The organism is Actinomycetospora lemnae, assembly GCF_028737315.1.
Taxonomy (GTDB): domain Bacteria; phylum Actinomycetota; class Actinomycetes; order Mycobacteriales; family Pseudonocardiaceae; genus Actinomycetospora; species Actinomycetospora lemnae.
In genome coordinates, this window is the sequence record NZ_JAQZAO010000010.1 from 226,715 (window position 1) to 243,025 (window position 16,311).

General features: G+C 72.3%; 18 protein-coding genes and 1 pseudogene. 9 read left to right on the top strand and 10 right to left on the bottom strand.

Going from position 1 to position 16,311, the window contains the following annotated elements; all coding sequences use genetic code 11:
• Nucleotides 1–18: 18 nt before the first annotated feature.
• From PGB27_RS22460 to PGB27_RS22490, 7 genes are all read right to left on the bottom strand, one after another.
• Complete coding sequence (locus tag PGB27_RS22460) at nt 19–1,107, bottom strand: zinc-dependent alcohol dehydrogenase (protein ID WP_332843862.1); 1,089 nt, start codon at nt 1,105–1,107, stop codon at nt 19–21.
• Nucleotides 1,108–1,184: 77 nt separating this feature from the next.
• Nucleotides 1,185–1,634, bottom strand: coding sequence for a hypothetical protein (locus PGB27_RS22465; protein WP_274202648.1), 450 nt, complete (start codon nt 1,632–1,634; stop codon nt 1,185–1,187).
• Nucleotides 1,635–1,656: 22 nt separating this feature from the next.
• Nucleotides 1,657–2,805 (bottom strand): glutathione-independent formaldehyde dehydrogenase, encoded by a 1,149-nt coding sequence (locus PGB27_RS22470; RefSeq protein ID WP_274202649.1) that lies wholly within the window; start codon nt 2,803–2,805, stop codon nt 1,657–1,659.
• 42 nt (nt 2,806–2,847) lie between these two features.
• On the bottom strand, nt 2,848–3,408 hold the full coding sequence (locus PGB27_RS22475) for a type 1 glutamine amidotransferase domain-containing protein (RefSeq protein WP_274202650.1): 561 nt from the start codon (nt 3,406–3,408) through the stop codon (nt 2,848–2,850).
• Between the two features lie 703 nt (nt 3,409–4,111).
• Nucleotides 4,112–4,378 carry a GlsB/YeaQ/YmgE family stress response membrane protein gene (locus PGB27_RS22480; RefSeq protein WP_274202651.1) on the bottom strand — a complete coding sequence of 89 codons (267 nt, stop codon included), beginning with the start codon at nt 4,376–4,378 and terminating at the stop codon, nt 4,112–4,114.
• A 700-nt stretch (nt 4,379–5,078) separates the two neighbouring features.
• Entirely contained in the window at nt 5,079–5,993 is a 915-nt protein-coding gene (locus tag PGB27_RS22485; RefSeq protein WP_274202652.1) for a sensor histidine kinase, read from the bottom strand.
• Nucleotides 5,994–6,060: 67 nt separating this feature from the next.
• Nucleotides 6,061–6,852: a sigma-70 family RNA polymerase sigma factor gene (locus tag PGB27_RS22490; protein ID WP_274202653.1), complete on the bottom strand. Its 792-nt coding sequence runs from the start codon at nt 6,850–6,852 to the stop codon at nt 6,061–6,063.
• A 200-nt stretch (nt 6,853–7,052) separates the two neighbouring features.
• Here PGB27_RS22490 and PGB27_RS22495 point away from each other — a divergent pair, with 200 nt between their 5' ends.
• Genes PGB27_RS22495 through PGB27_RS22515 form a run of 5 tightly spaced genes read left to right on the top strand, consistent with a single transcriptional unit; the run spans nt 7,053 to nt 10,708 of the window.
• Nucleotides 7,053–7,550, top strand: coding sequence for a VOC family protein (locus PGB27_RS22495; RefSeq protein ID WP_274202654.1), 498 nt, complete (start codon nt 7,053–7,055; stop codon nt 7,548–7,550).
• A 24-nt stretch (nt 7,551–7,574) separates the two neighbouring features.
• Complete coding sequence (locus tag PGB27_RS22500) at nt 7,575–7,763, top strand: hypothetical protein (RefSeq protein ID WP_274202655.1); 189 nt, start codon at nt 7,575–7,577, stop codon at nt 7,761–7,763.
• Nucleotides 7,760–9,133 carry a dihydrolipoyl dehydrogenase family protein gene (locus PGB27_RS22505; protein ID WP_274202656.1) on the top strand — a complete coding sequence of 458 codons (1,374 nt, stop codon included), beginning with the start codon at nt 7,760–7,762 and terminating at the stop codon, nt 9,131–9,133. Before PGB27_RS22500 ends, PGB27_RS22505 begins: the two co-directional genes overlap by 4 nt.
• Nucleotides 9,130–9,885, top strand: a complete 756-nt coding sequence (locus tag PGB27_RS22510) for an SDR family oxidoreductase (RefSeq protein ID WP_274202657.1) — start codon at nt 9,130–9,132, stop codon at nt 9,883–9,885. The genes PGB27_RS22505 and PGB27_RS22510 overlap by 4 nt, the downstream gene beginning before the upstream one ends.
• Nucleotides 9,886–9,895: 10 nt before the next feature.
• Nucleotides 9,896–10,708, top strand: coding sequence for a nuclear transport factor 2 family protein (locus PGB27_RS22515; RefSeq protein WP_274202658.1), 813 nt, complete (start codon nt 9,896–9,898; stop codon nt 10,706–10,708).
• A 623-nt stretch (nt 10,709–11,331) separates the two neighbouring features.
• Here PGB27_RS22515 and PGB27_RS22520 read toward each other — a convergent pair.
• The 3 genes from PGB27_RS22520 to PGB27_RS22530 form a co-directional block, all read right to left on the bottom strand.
• Nucleotides 11,332–12,111 carry a hypothetical protein gene (locus PGB27_RS22520; RefSeq protein ID WP_274202659.1) on the bottom strand — a complete coding sequence of 260 codons (780 nt, stop codon included), beginning with the start codon at nt 12,109–12,111 and terminating at the stop codon, nt 11,332–11,334.
• Nucleotides 12,108–12,482 carry a hypothetical protein gene (locus tag PGB27_RS22525; protein ID WP_274202660.1) on the bottom strand — a complete coding sequence of 125 codons (375 nt, stop codon included), beginning with the start codon at nt 12,480–12,482 and terminating at the stop codon, nt 12,108–12,110. Before PGB27_RS22525 ends, PGB27_RS22520 begins: the two co-directional genes overlap by 4 nt.
• Nucleotides 12,483–12,651: 169 nt before the next feature.
• The gene (locus PGB27_RS22530; protein WP_274202661.1) at nt 12,652–13,203 is read right to left on the bottom strand and encodes a nitroreductase family deazaflavin-dependent oxidoreductase; all 552 of its coding nucleotides are present in this window, start codon (nt 13,201–13,203) and stop codon (nt 12,652–12,654) included.
• 195 nt (nt 13,204–13,398) lie between these two features.
• Between PGB27_RS22530 and PGB27_RS22535 the strand changes: the two genes are divergently transcribed.
• The 4 genes and pseudogenes from PGB27_RS22535 (at nt 13,399) to PGB27_RS22545 (ending at nt 15,998) form a co-directional block, all read left to right on the top strand.
• Nucleotides 13,399–14,109 (top strand): GNAT family N-acetyltransferase, encoded by a 711-nt coding sequence (locus tag PGB27_RS22535; protein ID WP_274202662.1) that lies wholly within the window; start codon nt 13,399–13,401, stop codon nt 14,107–14,109.
• Between the two features lie 270 nt (nt 14,110–14,379).
• Entirely contained in the window at nt 14,380–14,775 is a 396-nt protein-coding gene (locus tag PGB27_RS22540; protein WP_274202663.1) for a hypothetical protein, read from the top strand.
• A 94-nt stretch (nt 14,776–14,869) separates the two neighbouring features.
• A pseudogene (locus PGB27_RS29475) lies at nt 14,870–15,040 on the top strand (DUF6448 family protein); the annotation flags it as partial.
• A 118-nt stretch (nt 15,041–15,158) separates the two neighbouring features.
• Nucleotides 15,159–15,998: a CPBP family intramembrane glutamic endopeptidase gene (locus tag PGB27_RS22545; RefSeq protein ID WP_274202664.1), complete on the top strand. Its 840-nt coding sequence runs from the start codon at nt 15,159–15,161 to the stop codon at nt 15,996–15,998.
• The last annotated feature ends 313 nt before the right edge of the window (nt 15,999–16,311 follow it).

The following is a 16,311-nucleotide window of genomic DNA, read 5'->3' on the forward strand; positions in this document are numbered from 1 at the left end:
GGGCAGGACGGCGGGCGTTCAGGGCCGGAAGACCGCGCGGACGCAGCCGTCCTGCTTGTTCTTGAACAGGTCGTAGCCGTGCGGGCCCTCGTCCAACGACATCACGTGGGTGGCGAGGTGGCTGGTGCTGATCTCGCCACGGGCGATGCGGTCGAGCAGCATGGGGACGTAGCGCTGGCCGTGCTGCTGGGCGCCGCGCAGCGTCAGGCCCTTGTTCATCAGCGCCCCGAGCGGGAACTTGTCGACCAGCCCGGCGAACACCCCGAGGGAGAACACCGACCCGCCCTTGCGGCAGGCCATGATCGCCTCGCGGATCGCGGGGGGCCGGTCGTTCTCCAGGCGCAGCTGCTGCTTGACCTTGTCGTAGAGGTACTCGGGGCCGTAGGTGTGGGCTTCCTGGCCGACGGCCTCGATGCACACGTCGGGCCCGCGGCCGCCGGTGCGCTCGCGCAGCTCCGCGCCGACGTCGGTGCTGCTGTAGTCGAGGGTCTCCGCGCCGACGTGGGTCTGCACCATCGCCAGCCGCTCGGGCAGCCGGTCGATGACGATCACCTGCTCGGCGCCGAGCAGCATCGACGCACGCGCGGCCATCTGCCCGACCCCTCCGGCGCCCCACACGGCGACCGTGTCGCCCTGTCCGACCCCGCCGAGGTCGGCACCCATCCAGCCGGTCGGGACGCCGTCGGAGGCGAACAGGGCCGTCAGGTCGTCGATCTCCTCGGGAACGGTGAACGCCCCGTGGTCGGCGAACGGGACCCGCACGTACTCGGCGTGGCTGCCCATGAACCCGCCCATGGCGTGGGAGTAGCCGAAGATGCCCCCGGGGTCCTGGCCCCACAGGGCCTGGGTGATCCCGGGGTTGGTGTTGGTGTTGTCGCACAGCGACCACAGATCGTTGTCGCAGTACCAGCAGCTCCCGCAGCCGATGAACGACACGACCACCACGCGGTCCCCGACCTGGTGGTTGGTGACCTCGGGTCCGACCTCGACGATCTCGCCCATGAACTCGTGGCCGATCACATCGCCGGCCTCCATGGCCGGGATGTAGCCGTCGAGCAGGTGCAGGTCCGAGCCGCACGACGTGGTGTAGCGGACCTTGACGATCACGTCGTGAGCGTTCTGGATCCGTGGATCCGGGACGCGCTCGACGGCGAGCTTGTTGACACCTTCCCAGCACAACGCCTTCACAGTCGCCCCTCTCCCCACGCCCGCGCGGTGGCCGCGCGGAGCACCTGGCCGGCCGGTCCGGGGTGGCTCGACCCCGGACGGGACGGTTCGACGACCTCGCCGCACTCGAGGACCGACTTGGTCTCGCGCAACGCGGCGCGCAGCCGGCGGCGCTGGTCGACCGAACCCCCATCCGGGGCCGTCGGGCGGGCCGCCAGCTCGGTGCCCTTGTCTCCCGGCGCCGGGCGGATGGTCAGCTCGATCTCGTTGCGCATCCGGCTCAGCGGGCCGGAGCCGTCGACCCGGGTCCGGACGTCGTCGGGCTGCCGGTAGACCGTGACCACCAGCCACCGGCGCGGGCGGGCGACGTCCTTGCTCGCGGGTCGTTCCGTGCGCCCGACGAAGTCACGGACGGTGTCGATCGCCCGCCCGGCCCAGGCTGCCGGGTCGACCACCGTCCTGCTCATCTGCATACCTCCCGCACCCCGCTCAGGCGCTCTGTCCGGGGTGGAGCACGACCTTGGTCCAGCCGTCCTCGCGGGCGTCGAAGTGCTTGTAGGCCTCCGGCGCCTGGTCGAGGGACAGGTCATGCGAGACGATCCACGAGGGCTTGACCTTGTCGGCGGCGATGAGGTTGCGCAGGTGGCGGTTGTAGCGCTTGATCGGCGCCTGCCCGGTGCCCATCTGCTGGCCCTTGAACCAGAAGTTGCCGAAGTCGAAGCGGGCCTTGCCCTGCTGGGACAGCTCGTCGGGGCCGCCGGGGTCCTGCGGGACGAACACCCCGACGGTGCCGATGCCACCGGTGAACCGCACCGAGGCGACCAGCTTGTTCAGCGTGTCGGCGTTGTCCTCGTGGCCCTGCGGGTCGTGCGCCTGGTAGCCCACGCACTCGCAGCCGCGGTCCGCGCCCCGGCCCTTCGTCAGCTCCATCACCTGATCGACCGGCGACGCCTTCGAGTCGTCGATCGGGATCGCGCCGATCTGCTCGGCCAGCCGCAGCCGGTCGGGATGGCGGTCGACGACCATCACCTGCGCGGCGCCGCGGGTGACGGCCGAGAGCGCGGCCATCTGCCCGACCGGGCCGCCGCCGTAGATGACGATGCTCTCCCCCGGCTTCAGCCCGGACATCTCCACCGCGTGCCAGCCGGTGGGGAAGATGTCGGAGAGCATGACGTAGTCGTCCTGCTTGTCACCGGCGTCCTCGGGCAGGCGCAGGCACTGGAAGTCGCCCCACGGCACGCGCAGGTACTCGGCCTGCCCCCCGGGCCAGGGCCCCATGTCGGCGAACCCGTAGGCCGCGCCGGCCATCCCCGGCTCGTTGGCGCGCAGGCAGTAGTTGGTCAGGGTGTGTTCGCAGTTCTCACAGTGCCCGCAGCTGACGTTGAACGGCGCGGAGACCATGTCCCCCACCGCGACCTTGTCGATGGCGTCACCGACCTCCACGACCTCGCCGAGGTTCTCGTGACCGAAGATGCGGCCCTGTTCGAAGTCGGTGCGCCCCTCGTACATGTGCAGGTCCGAGCCGCAGATGTTCGTCGAGGTGATGCGGACCAGGACGTCGGTGGGCTTCTCGATGCGGGCGTCCGGGACCTCATCGACGCTGACCTGGTGCGGACCGTGGTAGACGACTGCCTTCATGCTGTTTTCCTCTCGATCGGACGGACTGGGTCGGGCGGTGGGTCAGGCGCTGGCGGCGGGGGCCTTGGCGAACTGCTCGACGACCGCGGCGCAGAAGGCGGCCATGTCCTGGGGGCCCCGGCTGGTCGTGAACTGGCCGTCGACGCAGACCTCCTCGTCGACGACCTCGGCGCCGGCGTTGCGCAGATCGGTGCGGATGCTCGGCCACGACGTCAGCCGCTTCCCGCGCACGCAGTCGGCCTCGGCCAACGTCCACGGGCCGTGGCAGATCGAGGCGACCGGCTTCCCGGAGTCGACGAAGGAGCGCACGAACCCGATCGCGTCGGGGTCGGTGCGCAGCTGATCGGGGTTCATCGTGCCCCCGGGCAGCAGCAGCGCGTCGTAGTCGTCCACCGAGGCCTCGCCCACCTGACGGTCCACCGAGAACGTGCCGGCCGGGTCGAGGTCCATCTGCCGGGCGGCGATCTCGCCGTCGTGGATCGACAACAGTTCGGTGCGGGCGCCCGCCCCGTAGAGCGCGCCGCGCGGTGCTTCGAGCTCCACCCGCTCGACGCCGTCGGTGGCGAGGATCGCGACGGTGAGGCCGCGTAGCTCGTCTGTCATGGAGATCGCCTCTCGGAGGTGACGCAGGGATCGTTCGACATGGAGGGATGACCGCGAGGAGGCCACCGCAGTGGGCGGGCGGGTGATCCCGTACGCCCGGGGCGACGCCGCCGCCGCGATTCCGACCCGTCGGGCCGAAGAGGCGGGACCGCACCGGGCGCGCCCCCCGCAGCACCTCGGCCCGCAGCCGGACGACCTCGCCGGCCGCTCCCCTGGGCACGACGGCTCCCCTGGCACGACGGCGCGCTGCCGGGGGTCCGGCGCCGGTCGTGGGGCTCCGCGCCCGTCAGGGCCTCACCGGTGCAGCTCGCCCAGCAGCCCCATCGACCACACCGCACCTCGTGGACGTTGCGGCCGGGTTCCTCCTCGGTGAGCGGTTGACCTACCTGCCCCACAGGTCGGCGAGCATGCGCAACGTCCCAAGGCGAGCTCCCGGTTCATCGGGGACGCCATGGGACTGGTGGGCAAGGAGTCGCGACGAACAGCGCCATGAACCACGGTGCGCCGACCACGACGAGGAGGGTGGCGTCGGCCGACCCGTCCGCTCCTTCCGTCCGTGGACAGACAGAACGACCTCCCCGCGACGAGGGTCGTGGTGCCTCCGTCGCCGTTGACCCGGGGCGGGGCCTCGCTCGAGACACCGTTGTCCGCCGAGGCGGAGATCATCGGCCGGGCGCTGTCCACGTGGACCGGCCGTCCGCCGTCACGTCCGGGCGCGCCGTCGCGTCACCACGCGGTAGATCCCGAGCAGGATCAACGAACCGACGAGGGCGAGCACCCACGTCCGGAGGTCGAAGAAGTCGCCGAGACCGGTCCCGAACAGCGCTCGGCCGATGAAGCCGCCGAGGAGAGCGCCGACGATCCCCAGCAGGCCGGTCACGATGAACCCACCGGGATCGTCACCGGGCATGACCAACTTGGCCAGCGCACCCACCACGAGTCCCAGCACGATCCATCCGAGAATCCCCATGACCGCTCCCTTGCCGAGCTCCCGATCGTGCCTCCGGGTCGCGAGCGGGCCGGTCCCGACCGAGCGTTCCGCGGAGGCGTCCACGATCCGCCGCGAACGGGCCGGCCGTCGCGGTCACGTCGGGTCGAGAACCCCCGGCCCCGTTCGTCCTGCCGTGCGGGCCGGCGGTGGCCGGTTCCGGTGTCCCCGCGCGCCCACGCCCTCGTCCGACCTGTTCGCTCCGACGGGCCAGCCCTTCCGGGGACGGCCGCCCGGTCACCCGTCCACGGCGACCAGGTCGGCGCGGTTGCTCCGCTCAGCGGTTGTTCGAGGATCGAAGGCTTTGTACACATCCCCTCACGGGCTTCGATCGGCCACGCCGACGTCGGAGGAGAAGACGCCGGCCCCCGGGTGACGCCCGTGCTCGGGTCACGGGAACCCACGCGGCATCACCGGTGCTCACGGGAAGCGCCGCAGGTCTGCCCCGCCCGTCGGTGAACAGCGGCCGGGGCCGAGACCACCGATCGCGGCGTTCGGTGCACGCCTGGTACCCCGTCGACCCGAGCGCCCGAGCGCTCGCCCTCATCCCGTGAGGGCGGGCGCTCGGGCTCCCCGGACGGTCCGTGAATCCGGCCCGGATCCTCGCGCGCACCGTCGAGATCGTCTCCCTCGACGCCGATCGCGCGGGCCTACGTGGTCACCTTCGGGTGGCGAGGCGGGGTCAGAGCAGGATCTGGGCGGTGAAGCCACGCGGGCCGTGGAAGAACTCGAGCGACCAGGTGAGCTGACGGGCGATCCACAGGCCGCTGCCGGACCCGGCCCGGGGCGCGAGGTAACCGGCCAGGGGGTCGTCGAAGCCGGGGCCGGCGTCGACGATCTCGCACGCGAAGCGTCCCCCGGCCGACCCGGCGCGGACGTCGCGGATGCCGCCGCCGTGGGTGACCGCGTTGGCCGCGACCTCGGTGGCGGCGAGGAGCATGTCGAGCGATCTGCCGGCGGGCGTCCCGGCCAGGTTCATCTCCCTGGCCAGGCGCTCGCGGAACTCCTCGGCGTCGCGACCGAAGCCGATCGAGCGCAGCTGCGGGAGCGGCGCCGACGGGGTGGCGATGCGCCGGAGCACCTGGTCGGGCTCCTCATAGCAGTCGCTGGTGCGCGCTCCGTCCTCGGTGAGCACGGTCGGGTGGGTCCGCCACACGGCGTCGAGGATCCGCTCGGGCAGCCTGCTGCCGTCGTAGGTGCACAGCACCCGGGCCGGCAGGTGGGCGAACGACTCGTTGAACACGGCCTCGTAGGCGGTCCAGAGGTCCCACTCGCCCGGGTCGGGGCCGAACTGGACGTCGGCGACCGCGCGCAGCGACGGTGTGCGGTGCAGCTGGTCGGCGTACACGTCGTGGTAGGCGGCCAGGGTGTGCGCGGGTCGTGTGTAGGCCTCCCCCACGTCCACGAACCGCACGGCGTCGGCGTCCGCCCCGAGCGCCTCGCGCATGACGGCGATCCCTGCCCGGGTGTGCGCGACGACGGCGCCGTCGCCGTGCTCCAGGCCTTCGCGGAGGAAGGCGGCCGCCCGCACGACGTACTCGTCGAGGGAGTCGTAGACGAGCGCCTGGTGCTGGAGAGCGGTGATGTCCGTGCTCATGGGCTGCCGTCTCCCCTACCGACTGGTGAGTGGAGGTTACCCCGGGTCATGGCACGCGGGCCGCCGATCATGTCGTACCGGGGCGCGGAGCCGGTCGGGCCAGCGCGGAGCGCAGCTTGCCGAGCGCACCGGACTCGATCTGGCGCGCACGTTCGGCGCTCAGGCCGAGGGCCTCGCCGATCTGCTGGAGGGTCTGGGCGGGCGTGCCCAGCCCGTAGTGGGCGCGGAGCACGGCCTGCTCCCGCTCGGCGAGCCGCTCGGTGAGGTCGCGGACCTCGCGGACCTCGATGTCGTCGAGCACCCGCTCGAAGGCCTGCTCGGCGTGCGCGTCGCGGACGTGCTCGGCGATGGCGCCGTCCCGGTTCTCGCCCCCCGGTTCCTCGACGCTGCGGGGGGCGCGCGCGGCGGCGAGGAGGCGCGCCACCTGGTCGCGGTCGAGGCCGGTGGCCCGCGCCAGCTCATCGATGGTCGGCTCGGTCCCGTGCCGCCGCAGATGGTCGTCGCGGGCGGCGCGGATGGACGACAGACCGCGCACCGCCCGGTCGGACAGGGCGATCGGCATGGTCAGCTCGGCGACGAGGTCCTGCATCGCCTTGCGCACCCAGTAGGACGCGTAGGCCCAGAACGGGGTGCCGAGGCCGGGGTCGTACCGCCGGGCGGCGAACAGCAGCCCCGCCACCCCTTCCTGCAGGAGCTCCTGGCGCTGCACCCCGATACCGTCGGGGAAGCGGCGGGCCAGGGCGGCGATCGAGGGGATGAAGGCGTCGACGAGCCGGCGGCAGGCGTCGAGGTCGCCGGACTCGGCGGCGACGACCAGGTCGCGTTCCTGGTCGGCGGTGAGTCTCGCGAGCCCCGTCATGCGTCCGGGCGGGCGCGTCGTCGATGAGGTGCGGCCACCCTGTCCCCCCCGTCGAGGCCGACGGGATTCTCGCACCACCGGCGGCGGGCCCGGAAGGTCTCGTGGACCGCGAGGAACCGCCGGGGAATTGGCCCTTGGGTCCGTGGCCCGGTGACTTACTGGACTGCTCAGCCGACCCCGTGAGCCCCTCGGAGGACCCGATGAGCAGTCTGCAGACCAGCCCCGACAGCGCCGTCGACGCGACGGAGCAGCAGCAGACGATGGCGCTGGAGGTCGTCGTCATCCCCGTCGCGGATGTCGATCGGGCCCTGCAGTTCTACCGCGGTCTCGGGTGGCGGCTCGACGCCGACGTGACCACAGACCCGGCGTTCCGGGTGGTGCAGCTGACGCCGCCGGGGTCCGGCTGCTCGATCATCTTCGGTCGCGGAGTGACCACCGCGATCCCGGGCTCGAGCCAGGGCCTCCACCTGATCGTCCTCGATCTCGAGAAGGCCCGCGCGGAGCTCGTCGCTCGCGGCGCCGAGGTCAGCGAGCCGTTCCACGATGCGGGCGGTGTGTTCCACCACGCCGACGACGCTGCGCTCGTCGCCGGCGTCGATCCCGAGCGCCGCAGCTACGGGTCGTTCGCGTCGTTCCTCGACCCGGACGGAAACCGATGGTTCCTCCAGGAGATCCAGGAGCGCCTCCCGGGACGCTGAACCGACCACGGAACGGAGATCGACATGGACGTGACGACGCTGGCGGCCCTCCTGCGGGAGACGGAGTCGCACCACGGCGAGTACGAACCGACCGCTCCCGCGCACGACTGGTCGGACTGGTACGCCGCCTACATCGTCGCCCGGCAGGACGGCGACACCTCGGACGACGCGGTCGCGCGCGCGACCCGCCACACCGAGGCGGTGCGGCGGTGAGCGACGACTACGACGTGATCGTCCTGGGTGGAGGATCGCCCGGGGAGCACACCGCAGGCGAGCTCGCCGACGGCGGGATGCGCGTGGCGCTGGTGGAGCGCGAGCTCGTCGGCGGCGAGTGCTCGTACTGGGCGTGCATCCCGTCGAAGACCCTGCTGCGGCCCGGCGAGGCCGTGCACGAGGCCCGGGAGGCGGCGGCCACCGCAGAGGTCGACGTGGCTGCGGCCCTGGCCTGGCGCGACTTCATGGTCTCCGACCACACCGACGCCGGGCAGGAGCGCTACCTCGCCGAGAAGGGCATCGCCCTCCTGCGGGGACACGGCCGGCTTGCGGGAACCGGCGTCGTCGAGGTCGACGGCGTGCGCCACACCGCCGCCGACGTCGTCGTGGCGACCGGTGCCGACCCGGTCGTGCCGCCGATCACGGGGCTGGGCGAGCTCGAGGGCGTGTGGACCAACCGCGAGGTCACCGCCATGACCGCCGTGCCCCGCCGGCTGCTGGTCCTCGGCGGCGGCCCCGTCGGAGTGGAGATGGCGCAGGCGGTGCGACGCCTGGGCGGCGAGGTGGCCCTGGTCGACGGCTCACCGCGTGTGCTGGCCAAGGAGCCGGCACCCCTGGGCGAGGCGCTCGGGGAGGTCCTGCGCCGTGAGGGGGTGGAGCTCGCGCTGGGCGTGCACGCGACCCGGGCCCGCCGAGAGGGGCCCGACTACGTGCTCACCCTCGACGACGGCCGGGAGCTGCGCGGGGACCGGCTCCTGGTCGCCACCGGCCGCCGGCCACGCACCGCCGGCATCGGGCTGGAGACCGTCGGTATCGACCCCGACCCGCGCGGGATCCCGGTCGACGCCCGGATGCGCGCCGGGGAGCGCCTCTGGGCCGTCGGCGACGTCACCGGCATGCGGCTGCTCACCCACGTCGGGAAGTACCAGGGCGACGTCCTCGCCGCGAACCTGCTCGGCGAGCCTCGCGACGCCGACTACGAGGCCGTGCCGGGCGTCGTCTACACCGACCCCCAGGCGGCCTCCGTGGGGGCCACCACGGCGAAGTTCTCGGCGACGGCGATGGTGTCCGAGGTGGCGAAGACCGCGACCTACACCCGCGCCTACGCGGACGCGGCAGGCCACCTCACCCTGCTCTCCGACGGCGACCGGCTCACCGGCGCCCACGCCCTCGGCCCCGAGGCGGGCGAATGGCTCCAGCAGGCCACGCTGGCCATCCGCGCCCGCGTCCCCCTGACCGTGCTGCGGGACGTCATCCAGCCCTTCCCGACCTTCTCCGAGATCTACGTCGCAGCCCTCAAGACGCTCGACGGCGCCATCCGAGCCACGCGGCGGCCGGCCGTCGCGGCGACCCGACAGGAGTCCGCATGACCACCGCGCCCGCGCCACTGCACCCCACCTCCGAGTCCCTGGCGGGCCGAACCGTGGTCCTGCTGGGCGGCAGCGCCGGGATGGGGTTCGAGACTGCCCGGCGGGCACGGGCCGAAGGGGCCGACGTCGTCCTCGCCGCCCGGGATCCCGAGCGGCTGCGCCGTGCGGCCGCCGAGGTCGGGGCGCGCAGCGCCGAAGCCTTCGACGTCACGGACATCCCGCGTCTCGAGACCTTCCTCGCGGGCCTGCCGTCGATCGACCACGTCCTGGTCACCGCAGGCGGTCCGTACTACGCACCGCTGGCCGAGCTGGACTTCGACCGGGCCCACCGCTCGGTCGAGGAGCACCTCTGGCTTCCCCTGCACCTCGCACGCAGCCTCCGGGGGCGACTCCGTCCGGGCGGGAGCCTGTTGTTCGTGGGCGGCACGGGCGCCCGGCGCCCGGCGGCCGGGCTCGCGCTCGCGTCGGCGACGTCCGCGGCGATGCAGGCCCTGGTCGCCGGTCTGGCTCTCGAACTGGCCCCGGCGCGCATCAACCTCATCGCGCCCGGCTTCGTCGACACCCCGCTCTCGGCGTCGCTGCTCGGGGACCAGCTCGACGCCCGTCGCGAGCAGCTGCGGGCGACTCTGCCCATCGGACGGGTCGTGGAGCCCGAGGACGTCGCCGCCCTCGCGGTGCACCTCATGACCAACACCGCCCTGACCGGCGCAACGTACGACATCGACGGCGGCCAGCAGCTGCTCGAGCGTTAGGACGACGGACGTGCCGTGGTTCCCCGACTTCGCCAATGCCGCCGAGCTGGCGCGGCGTCAGAGGCAGGCGGCCGGTCGGGTCGACCCGGGCGGGGCGTACGTCCACGCCCTCGACAGCAGGAGAGTCGAGGATCTCGAGGCCATCTGGCCCGACGAGGTCGTGGTGCACGACCCGGTGGCCGGTGAGATCCGTGGCCATCGGGCGTTGCGCCTGTTCGTGCGCCGCAGCGGCCGGTGGCTCGCCGAGCACCGGGCCCGGAGCGAACCGGTCGCCTGCACGGTCGCCGCCGGCCGCGCCGTGCTGGAGCTGACGGCGCACCTGGACGCGGGCGGGCTGCCGGTGGCGTGGCCGGTCGCGATCGTCGCCGAGGCCGACGGCGAGCGGTCGATCCGGTTCCGGACGTACTGCAGCCGGTGGCCCGTCGACGGGCGCCATCACGTCCGGCCACCGCTGCTCGCCCCCGCCCACGCCCGTCCGCCGGGTGTCGTCGGCCGGCTCGTGGAAGCACTGGCGACCGGCGACGCCGAGGCCGCCGTCGGCGTGTTCGCGCCGGCGGGATACCTCCGCGAACCGGACGCGGCCGAGCACCACGGGGTCGACTCGTACTTCGCGCGGTGCTTCCGCGGGGGCGGGAGCATCCTGCTCGGGATCGGCGCCACCACCGACGACGGCACCCGCTGCGCCCTCGAGTACACCTGCACGCGCTGGGGGAACCGCGACCAGCCGCCCCAGGCGGGACTCGCGGTCTGCGAGCGCGATGCCGACGACCGGGTCGCCGTCGTCCGGTTCTATGACGACATCGAGCGCGCGGCCGCCGCATAGGGGGCTCCCGCGCCGCGTACGAGCGCCTCGGCGCCGACCCGGTCGGTCTTCCACGTCCAGGTCGTCCCGAACCCCGCTCCGAAGCACCAGGAGGTACTCCCGTTCACGCATCTGTCAGCTGCGGTCGCTGTACGGACGGGCCGGCACGGGCGCGAGCCCATAGGGCCGATCGGGTCATGTTCGTTGCAACTGGAACGACTCGGACATCGATGATGGGGCGACGGTGCTGCCACTGCGCACCCGCAGACACCCATCGGAAGGCGCCCCATGTTCCGCCAGCTCGTCGCGTCCCTGCTGTTCCGCCTTGCCGAGCGAGTTGCCCCCTACGCGCGTCGCGAGGTCGCCCGGGACACCAACACGGGCGACCCGGTGGCGACCGTCGTCGCGTACGGGGTGAACGCCGGCGAGGTCGACGCAGCCCTCGCACACGCGCTCGCGTGGCGTGCCCCCGCCGGTGAGGTCCCGTCGCCTCGATCTGCCCTCGGCGACGACCAGCCCACTCGCTCTGGCACTCGTCGGTGACTTCGCCACCCGAGGCAGTCGCCGAGACCGGCGAGGACGCTGCTGTCGTCGCCGACATCGGCATGGCGCGTCTCGGACGCGCGCGCAGCGCCGGCCTCCGATCAGGAGGGCGGTTCGTCATCGGTCGGTGCACCGGCCGATGGTCCGGGTGACGACGCGGCCTGCAGGGCGTGGACGACCTGGTCGGCCCGCTCCCGGAAGACGCGCCACCGGCGTTCGTTGTCGTGCACCAGGCGGGAGGACTCGCAGCAGAGATCCGCGGCTCGCGAGATCACCTCTGCGGCTGAGTGCAGACGCCGAGGGCTGATCCGGGCACCGGCCAGGTCGGCGCGCAGTGCGGCGGGGGTGAAGTCGACGTACTCGAGCATCTCCGCGGCACGGAACAGCATGTGGGCCGTCACCGACTGCATGTGGGCCGCCAGCCAGTCGTTGGTGATGATGCGGTGCCGTTCGCCCAGGACGTCGGCGAGCTCGTCGATCTCCATGGTCGCGGCGGCGACCTTCCAGCTGCTCCGCATGGCGTCGGCGAGCCATTCACCACCGGCCGCGAACCCCTCGGCGTCGGTCCGCAGCTCCCTGATCATCGCGGTGATCTCTGCGGGACGACCCTCACCCTCCATGAACAGAGCCCCGTCGAGGGCGATGGCGGCTTCGCTGTTGAGGTCCTCGGCGCCCTCGTAGGGATTCCTCGCGGCGCGGGCGGAGGGAGTGACGGCGGCCCAACGGTCGGCGAGCGCCTGCAGCGTGCGCGCGTGGCGCTGCAGCTGGAGCGCGGTGTCCAGCGGTGAGGAGGAATAGAAGCGCTCGTGCTCCTTGTGGAAGTGCGCGAGGTTGAGGATCGCCTCCAGCAGGGGCGAGGCACCGTGTGGAGCGCGGCTCATCGCACCGGCTCCTTCGCCCCGGTGGCCTTCCCGCCCGGCCGGCCGGAGCGGGCCTGGACGACGAGGGCGGCGGCGACGAGCGCCGCCGTCGCGACGACGAAGACCGCGAGCACGGCGCTGCTCCCGGTGATCATCGCCAGGATGCCGAGCCCGAGAGTGGCGAAATTGGCGACCACGGCCGGCCACCGCGGATGGAAGCCCGCCCGTCCGCCGAGGGAACGGCTCAGGACCCCACCGATCAGCACGACGATCGCCATCTCGCGCACCGTGTCGACGAACCACACCCGCCCCACGGCGAGGAAGACGACGTACACGACGACCACGACGGCGACCAGACCGGTCGCGATGACGTCCTTGCCGGTGAACCTCATGGGCGCATCGTCGACACGACCGCCGGCCATCCGGGAGGGGCGGACGTCCCTTGCCACCCGGTACACCTGCCCCCTCGAACGGCCACCCGAGCGCGGGGCACGTCCCGGACGCGAGTGGCTCCGGCGGCGGTCAGGCGGAGCTCCGGGATCTCAGGTGGAGCCTCGGGCGCTACGAGTCCGGCACGCTGCCGGGTGGGTCCGGAGCTGTCGGCCCGGGACGGAACGCGACGAAGGGGTGTGTCCTGGTGAACTCCCGGACGGCGGCGTCGTCGCGCAGGTCGCCCCACCCGAGGACGCTGCTGATGAAGCGCAGGCGGTAGGGATGCTCGCGGCGGAACTCGACGGCGACCTCGAACGCCTCGTCGTCGGTGAGGAACCGTTGCTGCGGGGCGAAGGTCTCGCCGCCGACCTGCACCCTCACCGCCGGCCGGACCCGCAGGTTGCGGTACCAGTCGGTCTGCGGCCCCCAGGCGGCGCAGACGACGGCCTCGTGGTCGGCCCGGTCGAAGCGCAGCACCATCGCCACCGTCTGGTGCGGCTGGCCGGTCACCCGGCCGAGATGTGTGAACGCCACGAACGTCCGGCCCACCGCAGGTCCGGCGTTGTGCCGGTAGGCCACCAACGGCAGCCGGAACACCGCCAACGCCAGCCGGCCCGGCCGGCGCCGCAGCCCGAGGAGCCCACGCCCACCAGCTGAGCGTGACCTGTTCGCAGAACGCATGGGGCCTCCTCTGCCTCGTGTACCTCGACACCGCCTGGCAGCGACGAAACGTGTCCGAGGCCCGCACCGCCAGGGACCTCGGACCCCCGCTCGGGGACCGCTACCGGACGCCCGCCCGGACGCCCGCGGGCTCGGGCGGAGGTGCGTCACCAGCGCGGAGTTGGCATGCCGGCGGGCGTCCGGTTTCCTCGGGGCATGTCTCCCGAAGGCTCCGATCCGCCGACGGTGCACCATGGCGTCCGCCTCCGCTCCGGCGAGGAGGTGCTCGTGCGCACGCTTCGCCCCGAAGACCAGGACGGGCTCGGCGCCATGTTCGAGGAGCTGAGCAACACCTCCCGCTACCAGCGATTCCTGGGTGGCAAGCCCACCGTGTCGGACAGGGCATTGCGGCGGCTGGCTGACGTCGACCACCGCGACCATGAAGCGCTCGTCGCGGTGGCCGGCGACGGAGAGGGCGACAAGGTGGTCGGCGAGGCCCGATGGATTCGGGACGAGGACGACCGCACCGTCGCCGAGATGGCCATCACCGTGGCCGATGACTGGCAGCAGCGAGGATTGGGCACCGCGCTGGCCCACGACCTGGCTCGCCGTGCTGCCGAGGAGGGCGTCGAGCGCTTCACGGCCGAGGTGCTGTCGGACAACAGCGGCGTCCGCCGTCTCGTCGAGCACGTCGGGGAGGTCGACTCCGCCGAGCGAGGCGGGGGTGTCTCCATGCTGCAGGTCAACACCCCCGGGCATGGCGACCTGGCACTCGACGACGGGGGCGTGCGCCAGGTTCTGCGGTCCGCGGCCTCCGGCGACTTCCTGGTCGTCCCGGGCCCACTGCGCTGGTGGCTGCGGCTCTCCAGCGAGATCACCAAGACCCTGATGGTTCCTGTCGCGGCGCTCCTGCGCCGACGGCGGTAGCCGCCGCGGGCGTGGCTCGCGGCAAGGACCCACATCGACGCGCTTCATGAGCGCCAGCTCGGCCAGCAACGCCCCACCGAGCGCGATGTTCGTGTTGTGCCGTCGGCATCCGGCTTCCCGGTGTCGTCGGCCGATCTCGCCCTACGTCGGCGGGGTTCCACGGGGACGTGGGGGCGCAGTCGGGCGGACCAAGGGCCGTCGGGGATGGGACGGTCGACCCCTCGCCGAATCCCCTTCCGAGGCACAGATTCGGCGGCGGAGGTGGGTACGGTGTTCACGATCCGCACTGTTGGTGGGGTCGCGTTGTTCCTCTTCGGTACCACGTTCTTGTGGTTGACCCCGATGTTCGCGAGCCCGGGTATCTCGACGCGGGGAGCCTGGTGGGCGGTGACGCAGGTGCTCGCGCTCGCCGTGCTCGCCGGCTTCACCTTGGCCACCTACGGCTTGTTCACCAGGCTGCCCTGGTGGGAGACGGTCGCGCTCACTTCAGCGGTCCTCGGCCTGATCGTGCTGGTCCCCTATTGGGTCGCCGCCCAGCAGGCCGGTGAGGTCACCCCGTGGTTCAACGCGCTGATCCACGCACTGGGGAGCGCAGGCGTTCTGGTCCTGCTCGGGGTGCCCGCCCTGGAGAGGTGGGTCGACGGGCACGTCGTGACAGGGGCGTGATGGCGCCGCTCGATGAGCGCTCTTTCGCTGCGGTAGGTCAAGTGGATCAGTCGCAGCCCGCCACGTCGTTGCCGAAGGCAAGGAGGTGAGCACGATGCCCCCGCACTGCGATTCCTTGGATGGGCCGGTGGTCTCCGCCGCTCGGGCCGCGATGGCGTCCGGAGAGGTGCAGCGCGTCGCGCCGTATGTCCCGGCGGAGGACGAACCGGAGCTGCGTCGGGCCTTCGATCTCGCCGTCGCTGCGCGTGCGCTCGGGCCGGCTGCCCGCGAGGCGGCGAGGTGCAGCAGGAGGAAGGCAGGGCCGCAACATGGAGGTAAGGCAACACACGCCCACTCGTGCTTTCATCACGAGGCACGCGGTCCTGCTCTTCTATGTTCTGGTATTGACGCTCGGACTCGGTCCCACCCTCGTTTTCGTCGGTCCTGGCGCCTTCCTGGGTACGACCAACCTCATCGGTACCGACGCCGAGCTGAGCTCCGCGGCAGATCTGGATCCGTCCATAATGGTGGCGATGATGGCGGGCAACCCCGTCTTCGCCCTGCTGGCCATCCTGGTGATCGCCTTCGCCTATGGCAGGGCGGGGCTGCGCGATCTGCGGTCGCGACTGCTCCGATGGCGGGTGGGTCTTCGCTGGTACGCGATCGCGCTGCTCACCGCCCCGATCTTGTGGACGGCGACCCAAGGCGCGCTGTCGCTCACCTCGGACGCGTTCATCCCCGGCATCCTGACGACAGACGACAAGGCGAGCCTGCTGGTCGCCGGTCTCGTCGTGGGCCTGGTCGCCGCCTTCTTCGAGGAGATCGCATGGACGGGGTTCGCCACTCACGAACTCGGTCAGCGGCACGGGCTGTGGGCCACCGGACTCATCGTGGGGCTGATGTGGTGCGTGCTGCACTTGTCGCTGTTCGCCACAGCTGACTCCGGAGCGGTCCCCCGCGTGCTCTCCGTGGCCGCGGTCTTCTCGTGGATGCTGGCCTACCGGCTGCTCATGGTGTGGGTCTACGGCCGTACCCAGAGCGTGCTGCTGGCCATCCTCATGCACCTGCCGATCAGTGTCATGGGGTTCGTCCTCACCTCCCCGGCCATGGCGGGCACACCCGACCTGCTCTTCAACCTCGCCTTCGGCGCGACGCTCTGGGTCCTCGTGGCCGCGGTCGCGGCGACCGACCGCGGCGGGCTCTCGCTCCCCGACCTCCATCAGGCCAGAGCGACCCGGACCTGAGGGCTTGGCCGGTGTCTGCGCAAGTCGCGGGGCCTGGCTGTCACTCGGGATCGTGGTCAATGCCGAACCACGTCGCTCGCATCACCTGGTCCCGGTCGAGCTGCTCTGGCGGCTCCACGGCCTCTACGGCCGCGCCGGAGCAGGGGCGCCGGCACCGACCGCGGGCATGCCCAGGCGCGGGCCAGGTGTCAACGACGGCTGAATCTGGACCCCCTGGCGACGGCCGAAAGTGGACCCCTCTCGGTGGTTGTTGATGTTCAGTCGGTGGTCTTGTCGGCGGTGGGGACGCGGCCGAGGTCGCGGTCTTTGAGCC